The sequence below is a fragment of the Ferrovibrio sp. genome (assembly GCF_964218355.1).
Classification (GTDB): Bacteria; Pseudomonadota; Alphaproteobacteria; order Ferrovibrionales; family Ferrovibrionaceae; genus Ferrovibrio.
In genome coordinates, this window is record NZ_CAXPMC010000027.1 from 16,408 (window position 1) to 39,213 (window position 22,806).

The following is a 22,806-nucleotide window of genomic DNA, read 5'->3' on the forward strand; positions in this document are numbered from 1 at the left end:
CGCGGCATCCTGCCGGCATGAGCCTCCCCGACCGCGCGCCGTCCGCACCGCCCGCTGCGTCGCCCTTCCATGCACTGCCGGCCGCCGCGGTGCTGGCGGCGCTGGACAGCCATGCGGATGGCCTGGACGCGGCCGAGGTGGCGGCGCGGCTGCAGCGGCATGGCCCCAACCGCCTGCCCGAGGCGCAGGCCCGCAGTCTCGCCGGCATCCTGCTCGGGCAGTTCCGGTCGCCCTTCATCTATCTGCTGCTGGCCGCCGCCGCCGCCTCGCTGCTGCTCGGCCATCATGCCGATGCCGGTTTCATCGGCATCGTGCTGCTGCTGAATGCCGCCATCGGCGGCTGGCAGGAATGGGGCGCCGAAACCCGGGCGCGGGCCCTGCGCGCGCTGGTGCGCGGCCGCATCGATGTCTGCCGCGCCGGCCGCATGAGCAACATCGACACCGAAAGCCTGGTGCCGGGCGACATCGTGCGGCTGGAAAGCGGCCTGAAGGTGCCGGCCGACCTGCGGCTGATCGAGGCCGAGCGGCTGGAGGTGGATGAAAGCCTGCTGACCGGGGAATCGCTGGCGGTGACCAAGGATGCGCAGGCCGTGCTGGATGCGGATGCGCCGCTGGGCGACCGCGTCACCATGCTGCATGCCGGCACCCTGGTGCAGTCCGGCCGCGGCCTCGCCGTGGTGGCCGCCACCGGGCGGCACAGCGAGGTCGGCCGGCTGGCGCTGGCCATGCGCGCCACCGAAAGCCCGCCGCCGCTGGTGCGCCGCATGGCGCAGTTCACCCGCCAGGTGGCGGTGCTGACCCTGCTGCTGATCGCCGGCATCGCGGCCTTGCAGCTGCTGCGCGGCGATGCGTTGGGCGAGGTGTTCCTGCTGGCGGTGGCGCTGGCGGTATCGGCGATTCCGGAAGGCCTGCCGGTGGCGATGACGGTGGCGCTGTCGATCTCCGTGCACCGCATGGGCCTGAAGAACGTCGTCGTCCGCCACCTGCCGGCCGTCGAGGGCCTGGGCGCCTGCACCCTGATCGCCACCGACAAGACCGGCACGCTGACGGTGAACCGCCTCGCCGTCGAGACGGTCTGGCTGCCCGGTCCCGGCATCGTGGCGCCGCAGAACCGGGCGGCGGCGGCGCTGGCCCTGGCGGCGGCACGCTGTTCGGAGGGCCATGCCGCCCCCGGCGATGCCCCGCCGGATCATGCCGGCGAGGAAACCGGCGACGCCGTCGACCTCGCCTTCCTGCGCATGGCCGCGCGCTTCGACTACGATGCCGTGCTCGATGCCGCCGGCCATCGCGGCCGCATCGCCTATGAACCCGCCCTGCGCTATGCCGCCGATTTCCATGCCGATGGCGACAGCCTGATCGCCTATGTGAAGGGCGCGCCGGAAACCGTGCTGGCCCTGTGCGGCGAGCAGGAGCGCGAAGAGGCCGAGGCTGCCGTACGCGACCTCGCCGCCGGCGGCTACCGCGTCATCGCCGTCGCCGCCGGCCCGGTCACCGAGCCCGAGGCGCAGTCGCTGGACGGCCTGATCCTGCTGGGCCTGGCCGGGCTGATCGATCCGCTGCGCGACGAGGCCGCCGGCGCTGTACGCGCGGCGCAGGATGCCGGCATCCGCGTCGTCATGGTCACCGGCGACCATCCGCTCACCGCGCTGGCCATCGCGCGGCAGGTCGGCATCGCCGACAGCAAAACAGGTGGCGGCCTCGCCGATACGGATACGGATACCGATACAGATGCAGATGCAGAAGTCGTCACCGGCGCGCAGCTGCGCGCGCTGGAGGCCGCCGGCGACACGGCCGCCTTCGATGCCGCCGTGGCCGGGGCACGGGTCTTCGCCCGCACCGAGCCCCTGCAGAAGCTGGCCATCGTGCAGGCCCTGGGCCGCGCCGGCCATGTGGTGGCGGTCACCGGCGACGGCATCAACGACGCGGCGGCCCTGCGCGCGGCCGATATCGGCGTTGCCATGGGCCGCGGCGGCACCGATGTGGCGCGCGAGGCGGCCGACCTGATCCTGGTCGACGATAATTTCGCCTCCATCGTCGCCGGCATCGCCGAAGGGCGCACCGCCTACGACAACCTGCGCAAGGTGATCTGGCTGGTGATCTCGACCGGCACCGCCGAGATCATCCTGATGCTGCTGGCGGTGCTGTCGGGCCTGGCGCCGCCGCTGACCGCCGTGCAGCTGCTGTGGATCAACCTCGTCACCAACGGCATCCAGGATGTGGCGCTGGCCTTCGAGAAGGCCGAGCCCGGCGTGCTGCACCGGCGGCCGCGGCAAAAGCACGCGCCGGTTTTCGACCGCCGCATGATCGAGCAGGTGCTGCTGTCGGGCGCGGTGATCGGCACGCTGTGTTTCGCCGGTTATGTCTGGGCGCAGGAAATCCTCGGGCTGGGCCATGTCGCCGCCCAGGGCTTCACCCTGTGGCTGCTGGTCTGGTGCGAGAACATGCAGGTGATGGCCTGCCGCTCGGAAAGCCGCTCGGCCTTCCGCGTCTCGCCGCTGGCCAATCCGCTGCTGATCGGCGGCGTGATCGCGGCGCAGGGCCTGCAATTCGCCGCCAGCCAGCTGCCCGGCATCGGCCCGCTGCTGCAGCTTCACGATGTCGACTGGCAGCATGGCCTGATGATGGCCCTGCCCGCCCTGCTGCCGGTGGCGGTTTCCGAGGCCTGGAAGCTGTGGCGCGGAAAGGACGGATCGCTGCCGCGATGATCGGTGGCGCCGCCGCTGCCGCCATGGCAGATTGCGGCCGCCATCCCCCGTCTTCCCGTCCGCGGAGCCCAGCCATGGCCGTGATCCAGTCGCTTGCCGAACTCGAAACCCTCTACGGCATGCCCGGCGAGGCCTCCACGGTGAAGGAAATCGACCACATCACCCCGCAGTATCAGGCCTGGATCGAGGCGTCGCCCTTCGTGGCGCTGGCCACCGCCGGGCCGGAGGGGCTCGACTGCTCGCCGCGCGGCGATGCCGGCGCGGTGGTGCGCATCCGCGATCCGCGCACCGTGCTGCTGCCCGACCGCCGCGGCAACAACCGCACGGACAGCTTGCGCAACATCGTGCGCGACCCCCGCGTCGGCCTGCTGTTCCTGATCCCCGGCGCCGGCACGACCCTGCGCATCAACGGCCGCGCGTATCTCGACACCGATGCCGCGCTCTGCGACGGCTTTGCGGTGGACGGCCGGGCGCCGCGCAGCGTGATCGTGATCCGCACGGACGCGGTCTATTTCCAGTGCGCCCGCGCGGTGATCCGCGCCGGCCTGTGGGATGCGGCGCGACATGCGGATGTGAAAGCCCTGCCGACACCCGGCCAGATCCTGCAGTCGATGAGCGACAGCCGCATCGACGGCGCCGCGTATGATGCCGACTGGCCGGCCCGCGCCGCCGCCAGCATGTGGTAACCCGCGCGGTCACGCGCATGCAGTAGGCCCGCGCGGGCTGCGGCATGCGGCCGGCTGCTAGCCGGCCGTGGCCACGCAGGCGGTGACCTTGGCCGGCAGTTCGGCGAGGAATTGCTGTTTCTCCGCGGTTCCGGCGGCGGCGGCGCTGGCATTGATGATGCCCTTGCCGCTGCTGTCGGCGGCGGCGAAGGCCGCCGCGGCTTTCGCCTGCGCGGTCATGGTGGCAACCAGCGCGTTGAAATCGGCCGGCTGCCGCTGCAGCGAGGCACGGTGCACGGCGCGGTTGACGCGGCGGACGCCGCCATTGATTTCCTCGCTGGATGCCGCCCACAGCGTCTTGACTTCCGCCGCCTGTGCCAGGCCGCGCAGACAGTTCAGGCCGTCCACCGCATCGACCAGGGCCGTCACGCGCGGGTCGATGGCATAATACTGCCGGATCGAGTAGGCGCCCGCTGCCGTCAGGCCGGCGGCCTTGATGATGTCGATCGACCAGCCGAAAGTGGCGGCGGTGGCGGCGGCGGCGGCGGAACCGAGGATGACCAGATCCGGCGCCTGGCCGGCATTGGCATACTGGCCGGCCGTGCGCAGGTATTTTCCCGCCACCTCGTCGATATAGCCGACATAGGCGAGGCTCGCATTGATTTCGGCCTGGGTCGGCTGACGTACGGCCGGCGGTGTGAAGTCGACCACGGAGCCGCAGGCCGTCAGGACCGTGCCGGCCAGGGCCAGCGGCAGGATTGCTGTGCGCATCGCTTCCCCCCCGAGAGTGTCTTATCCCCGCCGCACAGATTCCATGAAGTCGGCGCAGGCGCAAAAGGAAAATGCCCGCCGATCCGGAAATCGGGCCGATATACATATCGATGTAGGCAGTTCCGGCCTCAGTTCAGCCCGGCCGCCGCGATCTCGTCCACCAGCCAGTCGCGGAAGGCGACGAGGTCGCGGTTCTGCGCCAGCGCCGGCGGACAGACCAGGTAATACGAAAAGCGGTTCTTCACCTCGGGGCCGAAGGGCTGCACCAGATGGCCGGCGGCGAGATCGTCGGCCACCAGCACCCGGCGGCCCAAAGCCACGCCCTGGCCGGCGATCGCCGCCTGCAGGGCCATCGCCGTGTCGCTGAAGCCGGGCCCGCGCACCGGATCGATGCCGGCGGTCTCGGCGCCCTGCTGTTTCGCCTGCGCCAGCCAGAAGCGCCAGGTGGGCGCCTCCTCCTCGGGCAGGATCCAGATGTCGTGCAGCAGCGCATGGCGTGCGAGATCGGAAGGCCTGCGCAGCGGCGGATCGCCGTCCGGCAGGGCCGGCGCGCAGACCGGAAACACGTAATCGTCCATCAGATGCTCGACATGCAGGCCCGGATATCTGCCGCCGCCCAGCCGGATCGCCAGGTCGATCTCGTCGCGGCGGAAATCCACCGGCACCGGCGAGGTGGACAGCAGCAGGTCGAGCCCCGGATGCAGCGCCTGGAAGCGCGGCATGCGCGGCACCAGCCATTTCGCCGCGAAGGACTGCAGCGTGGAAATGCGCAGCCGCCGCGGCCCGCCGCGCCGGCCGATCTGGCGGGTCGCCGCATCCATGATGTCGAAGGCCTCGGTCAGGCGCGGCAGATAGGCCTGGCCGGCCTCGGTCAGCACCAGCCGCCGGTTGAAGCGGCGGAACAGCGGCAGGCCCAGCACGGCTTCCAGCTGCTTCACCTGGTGGCTCACCGCGGTCTGGGTGACATGCAGCTCCTCGGCCGCCCTGGTGAAGGACAGGTGCCGCGCCGCGGCCTCGAAGACCCGCAGGGCATTCAGCGGCGGCAGGGACCGGGCCATGGGCGGCGCTCCTTCGCGCTTCGCATGAGGAAAACTTCTGCGAATATGAGACATCATCGTTTGTCCGGCAAGCCCGGCAGGCGTATTTCAGGGGCATCCGCTCACCGGCAAACCCCAGGAGGCCGCCATGGCGATCAACCCACAAGTCACTGAATTCCGGTACAATCCCAGCCTCGGCCTCGGCCGGATGGCGGCCCGGGCGGCCATCGCCCTGTTCACCGGCCTGCTTACCTGGCAGCGCCGGGTACGCGAGCGCGACCAGCTCGCCAGCCTGAGCAACGCTTACCTGAAGGATATGGGCCTCAGCCGCGCCGATGCCCTGCGCGAGGCCGGCAAGCCCTTCTGGCGCGACTGAACCGCCCGGGGCCCGGTGCCCCGGCTGCGGAGGTGGCCGCCTCCCAGAAAATCGTCGCCCCGGCCCCGAGCCGGGACCCAGGCGACCGCGCCGCTTCATCGCCTTCGCAGAAAACGGAAAGCTGCGTCATGGCCGGGCCTGTCCCGGCAGCCACGTCTCAGCCTTTCAGGCGGAACCGGTTGCGGATGCCGAGCAGCAGAAAGAAGAACAGCACGATTGAAATCGTTGTGTGTATGGCGACCAGCGTCGATGTCCATGCCGAGAAGCCGACACCCGGCAATGTGTCGACCGCCTTCACTACGGGCAGCAGGAACGGCACTGTATGCTCTAGGGTGAAGACATAGAGCTTGCCGATGCGATTTGAACCAGCAGTTGCGGCAACTTCATCCAGCCGGCCGTTGAACAGGATCATCCAGTACCAGACGAGAAACAGCCAGAAGCTGCCAAAAAGAATCCCGGCGGGCCGCGCGATGCTCTGCCCGTAGTCGCTGCATAGTTCATACAGCCAGTAGAGCGCCTTGCCAGGCCACTTTGTCTTGTAGCGGCGCGCCTGCATCTCCAGCCGGAAGAACATCATCTCTTCTGCATGGGCGTGATGCTTGTTCATCGCAAGCTTGAGAGCCCTGTATGCCGACTCGGCATCTTTCGACAAGATATCGAAACGCACATCGGTAAACACAGTATGTTGATGCAATTCGCTACCATGGAAAAGTGGCGCCACCTGAAATTCGGCTCCTTCAAAATCCGCGGTGTTTCTGAAGCGCCTATTCTTGAAATTTGCGTAGTCAGAAAAGACACATCCTCTAAAGCTGATCGGAAATTCGAAACTCTCGGTCGTTTGTTTTGTTGAGGAGAAGTTGGCGCCACAGAATACTGTCTGATCAAACATTGCAGGACTCTGGAATTCTGCATTTTGGAAGTCAGCTTCACTGAGAAATTTTATAGCTTGAAATTCAATTTCGTGTCCAAAGGAGGTGCCTCTGAAGTGGGCGGGCACATGAAAAGTAGCCCAACAGAAGTCAGCTTTCCAAAGGAACGCCTCTTCAAAGCGGGCGGTGCCAAATGCAACATGGACCATCATTCCAGATGGATGGTTGAGAACATGCGCCATGCCGGGTTTGCCAAAAAGTGCATTGTTAAAACTGACTTCTCGAGAAACCTTGCATTTTTCGAAAATTGCCGTTCCTTGGAAATGTGTGCGGTCGAAGCTCGCTGGTCGATGCCAATGCGCGGACGTGAAGTCGCACACAGAACCAAATATCGCGTCATCAAATATCGCGACATCAGAGAATACGCATTCTGCAAATGATGCGTTTTTAAGAAACGTTGCTTTGGAAAAATCGGCGCCCCAAAGGAAATTAAAATTGTCAAATGAAACGTTGTCTTCGAAGGTGTGGTTTGAGAAATCTGCGATAGTTTTTTCTTTTAGTCCGGACACCCAACCGTTCCATGCCGCTGCGCCTTTTGAGGCGATTATTATATGTTTTTCATCTGCCATGATTTGCTCTTTTGCACCCCCGAGACGATCCCAGCTATGATTCATAGCATTTCCGAAGCAGCAACCTGTCAGCAATTGCCGCATGGACCCTCGGGTCGAGCCCGAGGGTGGCGATGCTCGGGGCCGGGGTGACGATTTTTGTGAATGAGGGCGTGCTGGCGGGCGACGCGGCCCTGTTGCCGCGAAAGCACAGCGGCGGGGAGACGGCCGCAGGCATCTTGATCCGGATGCGCCGCCGCCTATCTGACGCCCGGCCATTCCGTTCTCGCCCATCGTGAATCACCTTCACACCATGCCGCCTTGCATAAGGCGGCATGCGGAATCCGGGACGCAACGGGATTGCGGTGGATTTCATCGGTCGGCGCGGGCCGGCATTGGTCCGCACTGGCCTGTCAACTGGCTTCGAACTGGCCCCGACAGGCCCGCACTGGCCGCAGCAGGCCGGGCCAGACGCGGCAGATCAAGGGGTTAGGTGTCAGCGGCCCAGCACCCGCTGCATCTTTTTCAGCAGCCGCCGGCGTTCGAGGTCGGTTTTCGCCGCGCGCAGCTGCTGCTGCACCTGCAGCATCAGGCGCGCATAGTCGTTATGCCAGTCATGGCCCGACAGCGCCTCGGCGCGGGCATAGCGGTCGAGTCGCGGCGCCGCTTTCGCGGCCGCCGTCGCCTTCAGCAGCCTGGGATGCGCGCCGCCCAGGCTGAAGCGCTCGTCCAGCCGCGGCACGATCATGTGGGGTGCCGGCGGCTCCTGCCATTGCGCCACGGCGGCGCGCAGCGCGCCCACCGCATCCGGATCGCCATGGGTGAAAAACAGGCCGTGGCGCACCGGGCCGCGGTCGCGCAGCCAGTCGAGCAGTTCGTCATGGTCGGCATGGCCGGAATAGATTTCCAGCTTGCGGATGCGCGCCCGCACGCTGATCTCGTCGCCCTGGATGCGCACCGCGCGCTCGCCATCCTCCAGCAGGCGGCCGAGCGTGCCCGGCGCCATGTAGCCGATCAGCAGCACGGTGGCATTCGGGCGCCACAGGTTGTTCTTCAGGTGATGGCGGATGCGCCCGGCCTCGCACATGCCGCTGGCTGCGATGATGATGGCGCCGCCGGTGACCTGCTCGATCTGCATGCTTTCCTGCACCGTGCGGGTAAAGCGCAGGGAGCCGCCAGCGAAGGGCTGCTTCGTCGAGGCGCGCACGCCGTTGTCGCGCTGCAGGTGCCGGGCGAATACATCGGTGATATGCGAGGCCAGCGGCGAATCGACGAAGATCGGCACGCGCGGAATGCCGCCATCGGCGATCAGCCGGGCAAGGTCGGCCAGCAATTCCTGGGTGCGTTCCACCGCGAAGGCCGGGATGACGAGATTGCCGCCGGCATCGAGGGCCGCGTTGACCTCGCCGGCCAGCACGGCGCGCCGCTGCAGCGGATCGAGCTTCGGGCGCGGGCGGCCGCCATAGGTGGATTCCATCACCACGATGTCGAGATCCCGCGGCCCGTCCGGGCTGTGCTGCAGCGCCTTGTGCTCGGGGCCGATATCGCCGGAGAACAGCAGCCGCAGCGGATGGCCGTTCGCGGTTCCGTCTGCGACCTCGATCTCGACGGAGGCCGAGCCGAGGATATGCCCGGCATTCCAGAAGCGCGCGCGCAGGCCAGGGCTCACCTCGAACCAGGTCTCGTAGTCGCGGGTGACGATCTGCTGCAGGGCCGCCCGGGCGTCGTCGCCGGTATAGATGGGCTCGACGATGCCGCGGCCGCGGCGCTGGTTGCGGCGGTTCAGCCGCTCGACCTCCATCTCCTGGATGCCGCCCGAATCCGGCAGCATCCAGCGCAGCAGGTCGGCGCTGCCCTCGGTGGCGATGACGGGGCCGCGATAGCCCGCCTTCACCAGCTTCGGCACCAGGCCGCTGTGGTCGATATGGGCATGGGTCAGCAGCACGGCGTCGATGCCGCGCGGATCGAAGGGCCAGGGCTGGTAGTTCAGTTCCTTCAGCGTCTTGTCGCCCTGGAACATGCCGCAGTCGACCAGCAGCTGCCGGCCGCCGGCCTCCAGGCGGTAGCAGGAACCGGTCACCGTGCCGGCGGCGCCGTGGAAGCTGAGGCTCGGGCTCATGACGCGTGCTCCTTCTTCTCATTCGTCGTCCCCGGACCTGATCCGAGGACCCCATTTCTGAATGGGATGCCCGGGTCAGGCCCGGGCATGACAGGACAAGGCATTAAACGGCATGTCCGTTCAGGGTGAAGCCGCTGTCCTGAGCGGCGAGTTCGGCGGCGAAGCCGAGATCGGCGGGCAGGGCGGCATGGATGCGGTACAGCGGCTCGCCCCTGCGCACGGGGTCGCCGGTCTTTTTCAGCAGGTCGACGCCGGCGCCCTTGAAGGCCGGCGCGCCGGCCATGCGGGCGACGCGGGCGATGCGCAGGCAGTCGATCGCCTGCACCACGCCGTCGCGCGGCGCCAGCATCTCGTAGCCGGTGGTGCCGGGCTCCAGGCCCCTGCTTCCGTTACCTGGCGGCGCGCCTGGGGGCGCACCCGGTGGCGCACCCTGGGCCTCGATGATCTGCTCCATCGCCCGCAGGCCGGCGCCGCTGTCGAGCAACGTGCGGGCGCGGGCGATGCCCTGGCCGCCCTTCACGCCGGGATCGGATTCGATCAGCCGTCCGGCCAGCAGCAGGGCGCGGTCGCGCAGGTCGGCCGGTGCTTCTGCCTCGTTGCGCAAAACCGCCATCACGTCGCGGGCTTCGAGAACCGGGCCGACGCCGCGGCCGATCGGCTGGCTGCCGTCGGTGATGATCACGTCGACCGGCAGGCCGAGTTCGCCGGCGACATATTCGAACAGCTTGCGCAGCCGGATCGCATCCGCATGGCTGCGCACCTTGGCGGTGGGGCCGACGGGGATGTCGAGCACCAGATGCCGCGCGCCGGCCGAGACTTTCTTCGACAGGATCGAGGCCACCATCTGCTCGCGGGTATCGATGCCCAGCGGCCGCTCGACGGTGATCATCACGTCGTCGGCCGGCGACAGGTTGACCCGGCCGCCCCAGACCAGGCAGCCGCCGATGCGCTCGACGATGGCGCGCATCTCGTCGGTGCCGATATCCACCCGCGCCAGCACCTCCATGGTATCGGCGGTGCCGGCCGGCGAGGTGATCGCCCGCGACGAGGTCTTCGGGATGGTCAGGCCATGGGCCATCACCAGCGGCACCACGATCATCGAGGTGCGGTTGCCGGGAATGCCGCCGATGCAGTGCTTGTCCACCACCGGGCGGTGGTCCCAGTCGAGCCGGTGGCCGACCCCGGCCATGGCGCGGGTCAGGTACAGCACCTCCTCGGTGCTCATGAAGCCGGCGCAGGCGACGAGGAAGGCGGCGATCTCCATCTTGGAATAGCGCAGCGCCGCGATGTCGCGCATCACCGCGCAGTAATCGGCCTCCGACAGCAGATGCCCCTCGATCTTGCCGCGCACCGCTTCCAGGCTGTCGACCGGGCGCGGATGGCCGATGGTCACCGGGGTGCCGGCAGGATGGCCGAACAGCCGGAAGGCCTCTTCCGACAGGCCGAGTTCGTCGGGGGCCAGCAGGGCGGGATCGTCGACGATGTTCAGGGTCGCCTGGATGCGCGGGCCGCCCCTGTCTGCGGTCTGCGTGCCATGGGGATGGGCGCCATGGGGATGGGCGGCGGCGAGCACCTCGATCTTGGCCAGCGCGAGGAATTCCTCGGCGCGGTAATGCGGGCAGGCGCGGCCCAGATAGGCGATGCTCTCGCGGTGGGTGTCGATGGCGATGGGCTTCAGCGTCAGCATCCGCCCAGTCTAGCCCGCGGGGCGCCGGCGCGACTTGACCGGGATCAATCCCCCAGTGCGCCGGCCGGTTCCATCACCGCGGCTTTCCGGGCCACGCGCACCGCCAGGGTTTCCGACTTGCCACGCAGGCTGACATCGGCGCGCTGCCAGCCCGGCGCGTCTTCGGCGAGGCCGCCGCGCATCGCGACTTCCTCGGAGACGACCAGCTCGGCGCCGAATTCCTTGGTGGCGCTTTCCAGCCGGCTGGCCGTGTTCACCGCGTCGCCGATGGCGGTCAGGTGCATGGCGCCGCCATGGCCCATCTCGCCGACGATGGCGGGGCCGCAGTGAATCCCGATGCCGATCTTCAGCTCCAGCCCGAGATCGGCCTGCAGCGCCTCGTTCAGCCTGGCCAGTCCGGCACCCATGCGGCGCGCCGCATCCAGTGCGCGGCGGCAGCCCTCGTCGGGCCCGTCCTCGATGCCGAACAGGGCCATCACGCCGTCGCCGATGAACTTGTCGAGGCGGCCGCCGGCGGAATCCACCGCCTCGCCCATCGCCTTGAAATACTGGTTCAGCAGGAACACCACGTCGTAGGGCAGCCGGCTTTCCGACAGCTTGGTGAAGCCGCGCAGATCGGCGAACAGGATGGCGATGCGCCGCTCCGAACCCTGGGCATGGCTCGCGGCGCCGTAGACCACCTTCGGCGGCACCCCGGCCGGCAGCATCGGAATCACCGCGATGTCGTCCTGCGGGCGGATCTGGCAGGCCAGCCGCACGCCGGGCGGCGCCATGATGCGCTCCAGCACCTTCTGCTCGGCGGTGTCGGGCGGCGGCAGGGCGGCGGCGCCGGGGCCGGTGACGCGCACCCGGCAGGTCGAACAGCGGCCCTGGCCGCCGCAGACCGAGGCATGCGGATAGCCGATGGCGCGGCTGGCTTCCAGAACGCTCATGCTGCCGGCGGCGCCACGATAGCGGCGGCCGTCGGGATAGGTGATGGTCAGGCCGGCGCGGCGGCTGTGCAGCAGCGCGATCAGGCCGCGCAGCGCGATGCCGCAGGCCAGCAGGGCGGCGATCACCTCGTAGGCGATCATGTTGGCGCGCGCGGCGAAACTGTAGGCGACATCGCCCGGCCAGTTCAGCCCGGCGCGGAAACCGGCCCGCCATTCCGGGTCCTGCAGCAGCTGCATCACCTGGCGGCCGCCCGACAGATAGCCCAGCATCGCCAGCATCGGCAGCAGCAGGGCGATGGCGAACAAGGCCGGCCAGCATCTGTCGAAGAGCGGCTTCATGCGCAGCCAGTAATAGACGCCGATGCAGCCATGGAACCAGGCAATCAGGATCAGCAGGTTCATGCGCAGGCCGGTCATCGGCGATTCGACGAACTGCGCGATCAGCACGAAGGCGTAGGAATCGTTGAGGTCGAATGCCGAATGCACCGCGCGGGTGCCGACGGCATGGTCGACCAGCATCACCGGGATGCACAGGCCCAGCAGCAGCTGGGTCCAGCCCTGCCAGGGGATGCCGCGGTAATGGCCGCGGCGGATCCAGTTGAACAGCGCCAGCAGGGGATGCAGCGCCGCCGCCGTATACAGCGCGATGGTGCCGGGCCAGCTGCGCCACAGCGCCTTGAACAGCGCGGCGCCGGCCTCCATCGCCGGCAGCGAGACCAGGCCGAGCGCATGGTTGGCCAGATGCAGCACCAGGTAGGTGAACAGCACCAGGCCGGAAGCGAGCTTGGCGCGGCTGTAGATGTCCTCCCAGCGGCGGGCGGAGGCGACAGCCCGGTTGTCCGGCGGCGCGACGGTCTGATCGCTCATGGCCGGCAGCCTAGGCCGGGGCGGGTTTGCCGTCCAGCGCAGCGCCCGGAGCCGAGAACAGCAGTTCGAGATAGTTGCGGTAATGGCGGAACTGCGCCGCCACCGCCAGCGGGTCCTGGCGCAGCTTGGACAGGATATAGGCGCCCTCGGTGATCGCGAGGCCCATATCGGCCAGTGTCGCGATGCTGACCGGCAGCCGCGGCGGATGCAGCCGGGCCGCCTGGCGCAGCTTGTCGCCGATCTGCCCGGCCCAGTGGGCGAAGACGCCGCGCACGAGATCCATGGTCTCGGCATCGAACAGCTGCGCCTCGTAGAGGAAGCAGGCATAGAGGCAGCCCGGATAGGGCGCGTTCATCGCGACCATCTCCTCCTCGTAGAATCCGAGGCAGAGCAGAACCTGCTGCAGCGGATCGCGGCTCAGCGTCTCGGCGCGCGACAGGTGGCGCTCCAGATGCGCGGCATCCAGCGCGGCATCGCGCTCGACCAGGGCCCGGGCCAGCTCGGCCTTGGTGCGGAAATGATAGAAGAAGGCGCCCTTGGTGATGCCGGTGCGGGCGATGATCGTGTCGATCGAGGCGGCGGCGAAACCGGTCTCCAGGATCAGGGCCTGGGCGGCATCCATGATCGCGGTGCGGGTGGCAGTGCCGTCACGGGGCATGGCATTCACCGTCCTGCATCAGGTCTCGCTTGCGGGCTGAAAATTATACGAACCGGTCGGTGCATCACAAACCCGTGAAGACAGCCCCGGTCCGTCCGGCTGTTCCGAAAAATATAAGGCGATCAATGGGCAAAGCAAAGGGCCGGTGACGGCGATCCCGGCCCGGAATGTCTTGACCGGCTTCAGGTTTTGGTATTTAAACCGACTGGTTGGTAAGTTTCCACGAAGAAACCACTTTTGCCGTCTGGAGAATACGACGAATGTCCCTGAAAGATTACCGCGGCGCGGCCGTCAGCGGCGCCAGCGACAAGGCCCTGGTGCAGTTCGAGGCTGCCCTGGCCGGCTTCCACTGCTATGTCGGCAACCCGCTGGCGGCGGCCGAACAGGCCATTGCCGAGGCTCCCGGCTTTGCCATGGCCCATGCCCTGCGCGCCCATCTGTTCCTGTCCGGCACCGAGGCGGCGGGCCTTGCCCCGGCCCGCGAAAGCATTGCCGCCGCGGCGGCGGCGGCGCGGACCGACCGCGAGCGGCTGCATGTGGCGGCCGCCACCGCGCTGGCGGAAGGCCGTTTCGAGGATGCCGTCGAGCGGTTCGAGGATATCCTGCTCGATCATCCGCGCGATGCGCTGGCCCTGCAGATGGCGCATCTGTTCGACTTCTACCGCGGCGATGCCCGTAACCTGCGCGACCGCGTGGTCCGGGTGCTGCCGAACTGGACCCGCGACCTGCCCGGCTATCATGCGCTGCAGGGCATGCTGGCCTTCGGCCTTGAGGAATGCGGCGACTATGCCCGCGCCGAGGAAGCCGGCCGCCGTGCCTGCGAGATCGAGCCGCGCGATGCCTGGGCGCATCATGCCGTCGCCCATGTGATGGAGATGCAGGGCCGCGTGAAGGACGGCATCGCCTGGATGCGCGACCGCGAGGCCTTCTGGGCGCCGGACAACATGATCGCCGTGCATAACTGGTGGCATCTGGCGCTGTATCACCTCGAACAGGAAGACATCGCGGCGGTGCTGGCGCTGTATGACGGGCATGTGCGCCGCGACCGTTCGGCCGTGGTGCTGGACATGGTCGATGCGGCCGCCATGCTGTGGCGCCTGCAGCTGCGCGAGATTGATGCCGGCCCGGCCCGCTGGTCGGAAATCGCCGAGGCCTGGGCACCGCTGGCCGGCGACGGCATCTATGCCTTCAACGACGTGCATGCCCTGGTCAGCTTCATCGGCGCCGGCCGCCGCGATCTGGTCGACCAGCAGCTGGAAACCCTGCGCCGGGCCGCGCGAAGCAGCGGCAGCAGCAATGCCGCCATGAGCGCGCAGGTCGGCCTGCCGGTGGCCGAGGCGCTGGCCGCCTTCGCCGCCGGCCGTTACGACAGCTGCGTGCGCTGGCTGCGGCCGGTGCGCGGCATCGCGCATCGGTTCGGCGGCAGCCATGCCCAGCGCGACCTGCTGGACCTGACGCTGATCGAGGCGGCGCGCCGGGCCGGCCAGGACAATCTGGTCCGTGCGCTGGCGGCAGAAAGGCTGCGCGCGAAGCCGGCCAGTCCGCTGGCCCAGCGCTATTACCTGCAGGCCGGCACGAAGGCGGCCGCCTGACAAGGCGGCCGTCGCGTCCGGCCTGGCCAGTCAGGGCGCCGGCTGTGCGGCCGGCCTGTGACTGGCCAGCTGGCCGTCAGCTAAGCTGTTGAATTTTAAGTATTAATGCGGAGGGCCTTACGAGGCCGCGACCTGCTTGCGGGCGATCTCGTGCAGTTCGGTCAGCTTGCCGCGCACCCGGTGTTCCGACAGGTCGAGCTTGTAGACCGCCAGGTCGGCCATGATCTTGCGGACCACGTCCTCGTCGCCGGCCTCTTCCAGGTCGGCGGCGACCACGTCCTTGGCATAGGCCTCGGCCTTCTCGCCGGACAGGCCGATCTGCTCGGCAATCCACAGGCCCATCAGCTTGTTGCGGCGGGCCACCGCCTTGAAGGCCAGCTCCTCGTCATGGGCGTGCTTCTTCTCGAAGGCGTCCTTGCGGTCGTCGAAGGTGGTCATCCGGGCCTCGTCGGGGGCAGCAAATGGGTCGGTTCGGTGCCCGTTATATAGGGGGGCGGCGGGGTTGCCTGCAAGTCTCGGGTTGCGGGAACCGGCGCCGGGGCCGGAACGGCGGAAAACCGGGCATTTCCAGGCTGTGCCGACCGCTGCGCCGCCATGGCCATCCGGATTGCAGCCGGGGCCCCCTTGCGCTATCTAGGGGCCGAGCAAATTCCCCCCGCTTTCCCCAACAGACACGGGTGTGCCATGACGCGCCGCAGACAGGTCTATGAGGGCAAGGCCAAGGTCCTGTTCGAGGGGCCGGAGCCGGGCACTCTGGTACAGTATTTCAAGGACGACGCGACCGCGTTCAACAACAAGAAAAAGGGCACCATCACCGGCAAGGGGGTGCTGAACAACCGCATCTCCGAATACCTGATGACGCGCCTGGGCGAGGTCGGCATCCCGACCCATTTCGTGCGCCGCCTGAACATGCGCGAGCAGCTGATCAAGGAAGTCGAGATCATCCCGCTCGAGGTCGTCGTGCGCAACGTCGCCGCCGGTTCGCTGGCGACCCGGCTCGGCGTTGCCGAGGGCACCAACCTGCCGCGCTCGATCGTCGAGTTCTATTACAAGAACGACGAGCTGGGCGATCCGCTGGTCTCGGAAGAGCATATCACCTGCTTCGGCTGGGCCAGTCCGCAGGAGATCGACGAGATCATGCATCTCGCGCTGCGCATCAACGATTTTCTCACCGGCCTGTTCCTCGGCATCGGCATCCGCCTGGTCGACTTCAAGCTGGAATTCGGCCGCTGGTGGCAGGGCGACGAGATGCGCATCATCCTCGCCGACGAGATCAGCCCCGACAGCGCCCGGCTGTGGGACTTCAAGACCAACGAGAAGATGGACAAGGACCGCTTCCGCCGCGATCTCGGCAATGTCGCCGAGGCCTACCAGGAAGTGGCGCGCCGGCTGGGCATCCTGCCCGAGGCCGGCGTGCGGGACATCAAGGGTCCCGACACGATGCAATAACCAGGCAGCCGCGGCTGCCGTGCGAAACGCGGCGGCCCCAGCATCTGGTGGCCGCCGCAGTTTTTTGGAAGAAGGACGAAAGATGAAAGCCCGAGTCCATGTGTCGCTCAAGAACGGCGTGCTCGATCCCCAGGGCAAGGCGATCGGCCAGGCGCTGCATTCGCTCGGCTTCGGCGATGTCGGCGAGGTTCGCCAGGGCAAGCTGATCGAGCTGGAACTGACCGGCGCGCTGGCGAAGAAGCCGAAAGCCGAAATCGAGGCCGCCGTGAAGGACATGGCGCAGAAGCTGCTGGCCAACATGGTGATCGAGAATTACTCGGTGGAGCTGGTGGGTTGAGCGGCAGGCAATTCCTTGTCGTCATTCCCGCGCAGGCGGGAATCCAGACTGTCGATGACAGTCGCAACCCCTGGATCCCCGCTTTCGCGGGGACGACGGAGAAGTAAATGAAAGCCGCCCTCATCACCTTCCCCGGATCGAACCGCGAGCGCGACATGCGGCTGGCGCTGACCCGCGCCAATGGCGGCAGGGCGCCGGTGGATGTCTGGCATGGCGACAGCAGCCTGCCCGACGGCATCGACCTGATCGTGCTGCCCGGCGGCTTTTCCTATGGCGACTATCTGCGCTGCGGCGCCATGGCGGCGAACTCGCCGGTCATGCGGGAAGTGAAGAAGCGGGCCGATGCCGGCGTGCGGGTGCTGGCGGTGTGCAACGGTTTCCAGATTGCGTGTGAAGCAGGCCTTCTGCCGGGCGCGCTGATGACCAATGCCAGCCTGAAATTCATCTGCCGCGACGTGAACCTGCGCATCGAGACGACGCAGAGCGAATTCACCCGGAAATACCGCAAGGGCCAGACCATCCGCGTGCCGGTCGCCCATCATGACGGCAACTACACGCTGGGCGCCGACGACGTGAAGCGGCTGGAAGATGCCGACTGCATCGCCTTCCGCTATGCCGACCATCTCGGCAATGTCGATGCCGGCACCAATCTCAACGGTTCGGTCGGCAATATCGCCGGCATCTACAACGAAAAGAAAACCGTGCTCGGCCTGATGCCGCATCCGGAAAACGCCACCGACCCGGTCTGCGGCGGCACCGACGGTGCCGGCCTGTTCGAATCGATTGCGGAGTCGCTGTCTTGAGTGAAGCCCAGAAGAATACGGCGAAAGCCGGCGCATATCCCGCCGACCTGATGGGCCTGAGCAGGGCCGAATACGATCTGGTGCTGGAGATCATGGGCCGGGTGCCCAACGAGGTCGAGCTGGGCATCTTCTCGGTGATGTGGTCGGAGCACTGCTCCTACAAGTCGTCGAAGAAATGGCTCAAGACCCTGCCGACCAAGGCGCCGTGGGTGATCCAGGGCCCGGGCGAGAATGCCGGCGTGATCGATATCGGCGACGGCGATGCCGCCATCTTCAAGATGGAAAGCCACAACCACCCGTCCTTCATCGAGCCCTACCAGGGCGCGGCCACCGGTGTCGGCGGCATCCTGCGCGATGTCTTCACCATGGGTGCGCGGCCCATCGCCAATCTCAATGCCCTGCGCTTCGGCGCGCCCGAGCATCCGAAGACCCGGCATCTGGTATCGGGCGTGGTGCATGGCATCGGCGGCTACGGCAACTGCGTCGGCGTGCCCACGGTCGCCGGCGAGGTGAATTTCCACCCCAGCTACAACGGCAACATCCTCGTCAACGCCATGACCGTCGGCCTCGCCAAGACCGACAGGATCTTCTATTCGGCCGCCGCCGGAATCGGCAATCCGGTGGTCTATGTCGGCTCCAAGACCGGCCGCGACGGCATCCACGGCGCCACCATGGCTTCCGCCGAATTCACCGACGATTCGGAAGAGAAACGCCCCACCGTGCAGGTCGGCGACCCCTTCACCGAGAAGCTTCTCATCGAGGCCTGCCTCGAGCTGATGGCCACCGACACCATCGTGGCGATCCAGGATATGGGCGCGGCGGGCCTGACCTCGTCGTCTTTCGAGATGGCGTCGAAGGGCGGCATGGGCATCGAGATCGACCTTGATAAAGTGCCGGCGCGCGAGACCGGCATGACGCCGTTCGAATTCATGCTCTCCGAAAGCCAGGAGCGCATGCTGATCATCCTCAAGCCCGGCAGCGAGCCGCAGGCCGAGGCGATCTTCCGCAAATGGGAACTCGATTTCGCGGTGATCGGCCACCTGACCGATACCGGCCGCATGGTGCTGCGTTTCAACGGCGAGCAGGTCGGCGACCTGCCCATCGATCCGCTGGCGGCCGCGTCGCCGGAATATGACCGGCCATGGGTGAAGACCCCGCCGCAGATGCCGCTCGGCCCCGTCAACCATCCGCTGCCGCTGGCCGAAGCGCTGCTGAAACTGACCGGCAGCCCCGACATGGCCTCGCGCCGCTGGATCTGGGAACAGTATGACTACCTGATCCGCGCCAGCACCGCGCAGATTCCCGGCGGTGACGCGGCCGTCGTGCGGGTCGAGACCCATCCGACCAAGGCGCTGGCGATGACCACCGACTGCACGCCGCGCTATGTGTTTGCCGATCCGGTCGAGGGCGGCAGGCAGGCGGTGGCCGAAACCTGGCGCAACATCACCGCCATCGGTGCCCGGCCGCTGGCGATCACCGACAACATGAATTTCGGCAACCCGGAGCGCCCCGACATCATGGGGCAGTTCGTCGGCGCCGTCGAAGGCATCCGCGAGGCCTGCCTGGCGCTGGATTATCCGGTCGTCTCGGGCAACGTGTCGCTCTACAACGAGACCAACGGCAAGGGCATCCTGCCCACCCCGGCCATCGGCGGCGTCGGCCTGCTGGATGATGTCGCGAAGATGGCGACGCTCGCCTTCAAGCTGCCGGGCGAGGCGGTGATCCTGCTGGGCGAGACGAAGGGCCATCTCGGCCAGTCGCTGTACCTGCGCGAGATCTGCGGCCGCGAGGAAGGCCCGCCGCCGCCGGTGGACCTGCAGGCCGAACGCCGCAACGGCGATGCCGTGCGCGCCATGATCGGCGATGGTCTGGTCTCGGCGGTGCATGACTGCGCCGATGGCGGCCTTGCTTCCGCGCTGGCCGAGATGGCCATGGCCGGCAACATGGGTGCCGAGATCGCACTGCCGGCTGGCGATGCCTTCGCGCTGGCCTTCGGCGAGGATCAGGCCCGCTATGTCGTCACCTGCCCGGATGAACAGGCCGGGGCGGTGCTGGCGGCGGCCGAGGCGGCCGGCGTGCCGGCGGTGCGGCTCGGCCTGACCGGCGGCGACCAGTTGACCTTCCGGGGCCATGGCTCCATATCGGTGCAGGATCTGCGCGGGGCCCATGAGGGCTGGCTGCCGCGCTACATGGCCGGCGAATTGTAAAAGACAAGAAAGTCCAAGGGGATAGCGACAATGGCAATGGATGCGTCCGAGATCGAGGCGATGATCAGGGAAGCCCTGCCCGACGCCCAGGTCCGCATCGACGACCTGCGCGGCGATGGCGACCATTATGCCGCCACCGTGATCTCCGCGGCTTTTGCCGGCAAGACCAGGGTGCAGCAGCACCAGATGGTTTACGCGGCCCTGAAAGGCCGCATGGGCGGCCAGCTGCATGCGTTGGCGCTCACCACGCAAACGCCATAGTTAATATTGGCTCCGTAACGACACGACCAGAAGGACGATCGCCATGAGCGAGAAGGAACAGACTTTCGAGCGCATCCGCGAAGAGATCGGCGGCAACGACATCGTGCTGTTCATGAAGGGCACGCCGGTGTTTCCGCAATGCGGTTTCTCGGCCATGACCGTGCAGGTGCTGTCGCATCTGGGCGTCAAGTTCAAGGGCGTCGACATCCTCGCCGATCCGGCGATCCGCACCCACCTGAAGGAATTCTCCGACTGGCCGACCTTCCCGCAGCTCTACGTGAAGGGCGAGTTCATCGGCGGCTGCGACATCGTGCGCGAGATGTACCAGTCGGGCGAGCTGCAGCAGCATCTGCAGCAGCAGGGTATCGCCGTCCAGGAAGCCCCGGCCTCCTGAAGCCGGCCTCCTGAGGCCTTGCCTCCTTTCAGCATCCGGCAGATCGACCATGTGGTGCTGCGGGCCTCCGACCCGCAGCGCCTGGTCGCCTTTTACCGCGACGTGCTCGGCTGCGCGCTGGCGCATCAGCAGCCCGCGATCGGGCTTTTCCATCTGCGCGCCGGCAGCGCCCTGATCGACATCATGGACCGCAGCGGCCGGCTGGCGTCGGACGGCGACCTCGAACCGCAGCGGGCCCGGCGCAACCTGGACCATCTCTGCCTGCGCATCGATCCCTTCGATGCCGATGCCATCCTCGACCATCTCGCCGCCCATGACGTGGCGGTGCAGCCGCCGGCCCGCCGCTTCGGCGCCGAGGGCGAAGGCCCGTCGATCTACCTGTTCGATCCCGAAGGCAACATGGTGGAACTGAAGGGCGGTGCCGGCTAGGATGGCTCGGATCACCGCATATCACTGCGATCCGGGTTCCAGAATGCCGCATGTCGAGACCGCCAGGCTGATCGAAGCCTATTACGATGCCTTCAATGCCCAGGATACCGACCGTTTCCTCGGCTATCTCGCCGACGATGTCGTGCACGACATCAACCAGGGTGGCCGCGAGACCGGCAAGGATGCCTTCCGCGCTTTCCTCGGCCGCATGAACCGCTGCTACGAGGAGAAGATCGTCGATCTCTTCGTGATGACTAATGCCGATGGCAGCCGCGCGGCGGCCGAATTCACCGTGCTCGGCGTCTATCTGGAAACCGATGACGGCCTGCCGGAAGCCGAGGGCCAGCAATACAAGCTGCCGGCCGGCGCCTTTTTCGAGATCCGCGACGGCAAGGTCGCCCGCATTTCCAACAGCTACAATCTCAGCGACTGGGTGAAACAGGTCGCCGGATGAGCGGCGGGCCCGAGGCACAGGCGGGCGGCATCCGCGTCCTGCGCCTGGCCGGCGCGGCGATGCAGGCGCGGCTGGACGATCTCGCGCGCCTGCGCATCGAAGTCTTCCGCGCCTGGCCCTACCTGTATGAGGGCTCGCTCGACTACGAGCGCCATTACATCGCCCGCTACGACGCGGCGCGCAGCGGCACCCTGATCGTGGCCATGGATGGCACCCGCATCGTCGGCGCCGCCACCGCACTGGCGCTCGCCGAGGAAGCCGATTACGTGAAGGCGCCCTTTGTCGCGGCCGGCATGATGCTGGCCGACATCTTCTATTTCGGCGAAAGCGTGCTGCTGCCCGGATATCGCGGCCGCGGCATCGGCGTCGAGTTCTTCCGCCAGCGCGAGGCGGCGGCGCGCGCCTTCGACTGCCCGGTCTGCTGTTTCTGCGCGGTGCAGCGCCCCGACGACCATCCGCTGAAGCCGGCGGATTACGTGCCGCTGGATGCCTTCTGGGAAAAGCGCGGCTATCGCAAACGGTCGGATCTGGTCTCGACCTTTTCATGGCGCGATATCGGCGATGAGGCACAGACGGAAAAGCTGATGGTCTACTGGATGAAGGACCTGCGCAGGGAGGCGATGGCATGAGCATCCTGCCGGTGGCCGCCGCGCAGTATCCGATCGGGCGCTTTGCCGATTTTGCCGCCTGGCATGCCCATGCCGCCGACTGGGTGGCGACGGCGGCCGGCCAGGGCGCAAAGCTGCTGCTGTTCCCCGAATACGGCGCCATGGAGCTGACTTCGCTGCTGCCCGAGGCGCTGCAGCAGGACCTGACCGGCCAGATCGGCGCGCTGCAGCGGTATCATGACGATTTCGTCGCCGCCTGGACCGAATTCGCCGCCCGCCACGGCGTGCATATCGTGGCGCCGTCGCTGCCGGTGACGGCCGGGAAGGAGAAGGACGGCAGCGGAATCGTCAACCGCAGCTACCTGCTGGCCCCGAACGGCGCCGTGGCCTACCAGGACAAGCGGCAGATGACCCGCTTCGAGCGCGAGGCCTGGATCATCGAGGGCGGCGCCGGGCTGAAGGTGTTCGATCTCGATTTCGGCCATGCCGCGCCCCTGCGGGTCGGCATCACCATCTGCTACGACGTGGAATTCCCGCTGATCGCCCAGGCGATGGCGCAGGCCGGCGCCGACCTGATCCTGTGTCCCAGCTGCACGGATACCCTGGCCGGCGCCAACCGGGTGCAGACCGGGGCGCGGGCCCGTGCGCTGGAAAACCAGGTCTTCGTCGCCGTCTCGCCCACGGTGGGGCTGGCCGAATGGTCGCCGGCGGTGGACGTGAATGTCGGCTGGGCCAGCATGCTGGCCACCCCCGACCGCGGCATGCCCGATGACGGCGTGATCGCCATGGGCGAGCTGTCGAAGCCGGGCTGGGTGCATGCGGAACTCGATTTCGATGCCCTGCGCCAGACCCGGGAAGATGCCCAGGTCTATACGCGGCGCGACTGGCCGGCACAAAGCCAGCCGTCGCTCGACGTGACGCCGGTCTCGCTGTAGGCGGCGGCGCGACCGGCTCCGGTCCGGAATCCGGACCGGAGCC

General features: G+C 67.4%; 22 protein-coding genes. 14 read left to right on the forward strand and 8 right to left on the reverse strand.

What is annotated here, in order from left to right; translation table 11 throughout:
* The first annotated feature begins 17 nt into the window (after positions 1 to 17).
* Both ACEQZY_RS19540 and ACEQZY_RS19545 read left to right on the forward strand, forming a co-directional pair.
* Entirely contained in the window at positions 18 to 2,705 is a 2,688-nt protein-coding gene (locus tag ACEQZY_RS19540; RefSeq protein WP_370156599.1) for a cation-translocating P-type ATPase, read from the forward strand.
* A 74-nt stretch (positions 2,706 to 2,779) separates the two neighbouring features.
* Positions 2,780 to 3,391 carry a pyridoxamine 5'-phosphate oxidase family protein gene (locus tag ACEQZY_RS19545; protein ID WP_370156600.1) on the forward strand — a complete coding sequence of 204 codons (612 nt, stop codon included), beginning with the start codon at positions 2,780 to 2,782 and terminating at the stop codon, positions 3,389 to 3,391.
* 57 nt (positions 3,392 to 3,448) lie between these two features.
* Here the strand turns inward: ACEQZY_RS19545 and ACEQZY_RS19550 are convergent, their stop codons facing one another.
* Both ACEQZY_RS19550 and ACEQZY_RS19555 read right to left on the reverse strand, forming a co-directional pair.
* On the reverse strand, positions 3,449 to 4,141 hold the full coding sequence (locus tag ACEQZY_RS19550) for a hypothetical protein (RefSeq protein WP_341704509.1): 693 nt from the start codon (positions 4,139 to 4,141) through the stop codon (positions 3,449 to 3,451).
* Positions 4,142 to 4,269: 128 nt separating this feature from the next.
* On the reverse strand, positions 4,270 to 5,199 hold the full coding sequence (locus tag ACEQZY_RS19555; RefSeq protein ID WP_370156601.1) for a transcriptional regulator GcvA: 930 nt from the start codon (positions 5,197 to 5,199) through the stop codon (positions 4,270 to 4,272).
* Between the two features lie 127 nt (positions 5,200 to 5,326).
* On the opposite strand from ACEQZY_RS19555, the gene ACEQZY_RS19560 reads away from it, so the two are divergent.
* The gene (locus ACEQZY_RS19560) at positions 5,327 to 5,554 is read left to right on the forward strand and encodes a DUF1127 domain-containing protein (RefSeq protein ID WP_341704511.1); all 228 of its coding nucleotides are present in this window, start codon (positions 5,327 to 5,329) and stop codon (positions 5,552 to 5,554) included.
* 157 nt (positions 5,555 to 5,711) lie between these two features.
* Here ACEQZY_RS19560 and ACEQZY_RS19565 read toward each other — a convergent pair whose 3' ends face one another.
* The 5 genes from ACEQZY_RS19565 to ACEQZY_RS19585 form a co-directional block, all read right to left on the reverse strand.
* On the reverse strand, positions 5,712 to 7,052 hold the full coding sequence (locus ACEQZY_RS19565) for a pentapeptide repeat-containing protein (RefSeq protein WP_370156603.1): 1,341 nt from the start codon (positions 7,050 to 7,052) through the stop codon (positions 5,712 to 5,714).
* 475 nt (positions 7,053 to 7,527) lie between these two features.
* A complete protein-coding gene (locus ACEQZY_RS19570; RefSeq protein ID WP_370156605.1) occupies positions 7,528 to 9,150 on the reverse strand; it encodes an MBL fold metallo-hydrolase in 1,623 nt (540 codons plus the stop codon).
* 103 nt (positions 9,151 to 9,253) lie between these two features.
* Positions 9,254 to 10,837, reverse strand: a complete 1,584-nt coding sequence (locus tag ACEQZY_RS19575; protein WP_370156606.1) for a thymidine phosphorylase family protein — start codon at positions 10,835 to 10,837, stop codon at positions 9,254 to 9,256.
* Between the two features lie 44 nt (positions 10,838 to 10,881).
* Positions 10,882 to 12,636, reverse strand: a complete 1,755-nt coding sequence (locus ACEQZY_RS19580) for an adenylate/guanylate cyclase domain-containing protein (protein WP_341704515.1) — start codon at positions 12,634 to 12,636, stop codon at positions 10,882 to 10,884.
* Positions 12,637 to 12,646: 10 nt separating this feature from the next.
* Positions 12,647 to 13,294, reverse strand: a complete 648-nt coding sequence (locus ACEQZY_RS19585; RefSeq protein WP_341704517.1) for a helix-turn-helix domain-containing protein — start codon at positions 13,292 to 13,294, stop codon at positions 12,647 to 12,649.
* A 260-nt stretch (positions 13,295 to 13,554) separates the two neighbouring features.
* On the opposite strand from ACEQZY_RS19585, the gene ACEQZY_RS19590 reads away from it, so the two are divergent.
* Positions 13,555 to 14,886 (forward strand): tetratricopeptide repeat protein, encoded by a 1,332-nt coding sequence (locus ACEQZY_RS19590; protein ID WP_370156607.1) that lies wholly within the window; start codon positions 13,555 to 13,557, stop codon positions 14,884 to 14,886.
* A gap of 117 nt (positions 14,887 to 15,003) precedes the next feature.
* On the opposite strand, the gene ACEQZY_RS19595 is transcribed toward ACEQZY_RS19590, so the two are convergent.
* Positions 15,004 to 15,324: a DUF1476 domain-containing protein gene (locus ACEQZY_RS19595; protein WP_341703923.1), complete on the reverse strand. Its 321-nt coding sequence runs from the start codon at positions 15,322 to 15,324 to the stop codon at positions 15,004 to 15,006.
* 246 nt (positions 15,325 to 15,570) lie between these two features.
* Here ACEQZY_RS19595 and purC point away from each other — a divergent pair, with 246 nt between their 5' ends.
* From purC to ACEQZY_RS19645, 10 genes are all read left to right on the forward strand, one after another.
* Positions 15,571 to 16,335 (forward strand): phosphoribosylaminoimidazolesuccinocarboxamide synthase, encoded by a 765-nt coding sequence (gene purC / locus ACEQZY_RS19600; protein ID WP_341703922.1) that lies wholly within the window; start codon positions 15,571 to 15,573, stop codon positions 16,333 to 16,335.
* Positions 16,336 to 16,417: 82 nt separating this feature from the next.
* Positions 16,418 to 16,672, forward strand: coding sequence for a phosphoribosylformylglycinamidine synthase subunit PurS (gene purS / locus ACEQZY_RS19605; RefSeq protein ID WP_341703921.1), 255 nt, complete (start codon positions 16,418 to 16,420; stop codon positions 16,670 to 16,672).
* Between the two features lie 107 nt (positions 16,673 to 16,779).
* On the forward strand, positions 16,780 to 17,475 hold the full coding sequence (gene purQ, locus ACEQZY_RS19610) for a phosphoribosylformylglycinamidine synthase subunit PurQ (protein WP_341703920.1): 696 nt from the start codon (positions 16,780 to 16,782) through the stop codon (positions 17,473 to 17,475).
* A gap of 50 nt (positions 17,476 to 17,525) precedes the next feature.
* Positions 17,526 to 19,682: a phosphoribosylformylglycinamidine synthase subunit PurL gene (purL, locus tag ACEQZY_RS19615; RefSeq protein ID WP_370156640.1), complete on the forward strand. Its 2,157-nt coding sequence runs from the start codon at positions 17,526 to 17,528 to the stop codon at positions 19,680 to 19,682.
* A gap of 30 nt (positions 19,683 to 19,712) precedes the next feature.
* The gene (locus ACEQZY_RS19620; RefSeq protein ID WP_341703919.1) at positions 19,713 to 19,943 is read left to right on the forward strand and encodes a BolA family transcriptional regulator; all 231 of its coding nucleotides are present in this window, start codon (positions 19,713 to 19,715) and stop codon (positions 19,941 to 19,943) included.
* Positions 19,944 to 19,986: 43 nt separating this feature from the next.
* The gene (gene grxD / locus ACEQZY_RS19625; RefSeq protein WP_341703918.1) at positions 19,987 to 20,337 is read left to right on the forward strand and encodes a Grx4 family monothiol glutaredoxin; all 351 of its coding nucleotides are present in this window, start codon (positions 19,987 to 19,989) and stop codon (positions 20,335 to 20,337) included.
* Between the two features lie 18 nt (positions 20,338 to 20,355).
* Positions 20,356 to 20,766: a VOC family protein gene (locus ACEQZY_RS19630; protein ID WP_341703917.1), complete on the forward strand. Its 411-nt coding sequence runs from the start codon at positions 20,356 to 20,358 to the stop codon at positions 20,764 to 20,766.
* A gap of 43 nt (positions 20,767 to 20,809) precedes the next feature.
* The gene (locus ACEQZY_RS19635) at positions 20,810 to 21,220 is read left to right on the forward strand and encodes a ketosteroid isomerase-related protein (RefSeq protein WP_370156609.1); all 411 of its coding nucleotides are present in this window, start codon (positions 20,810 to 20,812) and stop codon (positions 21,218 to 21,220) included.
* Positions 21,217 to 21,849, forward strand: coding sequence for a GNAT family N-acetyltransferase (locus tag ACEQZY_RS19640; RefSeq protein ID WP_370156610.1), 633 nt, complete (start codon positions 21,217 to 21,219; stop codon positions 21,847 to 21,849). Before ACEQZY_RS19635 ends, ACEQZY_RS19640 begins: the two co-directional genes overlap by 4 nt.
* Positions 21,846 to 22,763 (forward strand): carbon-nitrogen hydrolase family protein, encoded by a 918-nt coding sequence (locus tag ACEQZY_RS19645; RefSeq protein WP_370156611.1) that lies wholly within the window; start codon positions 21,846 to 21,848, stop codon positions 22,761 to 22,763. Before ACEQZY_RS19640 ends, ACEQZY_RS19645 begins: the two co-directional genes overlap by 4 nt.
* Positions 22,764 to 22,806: the final 43 nt, after the last annotated feature.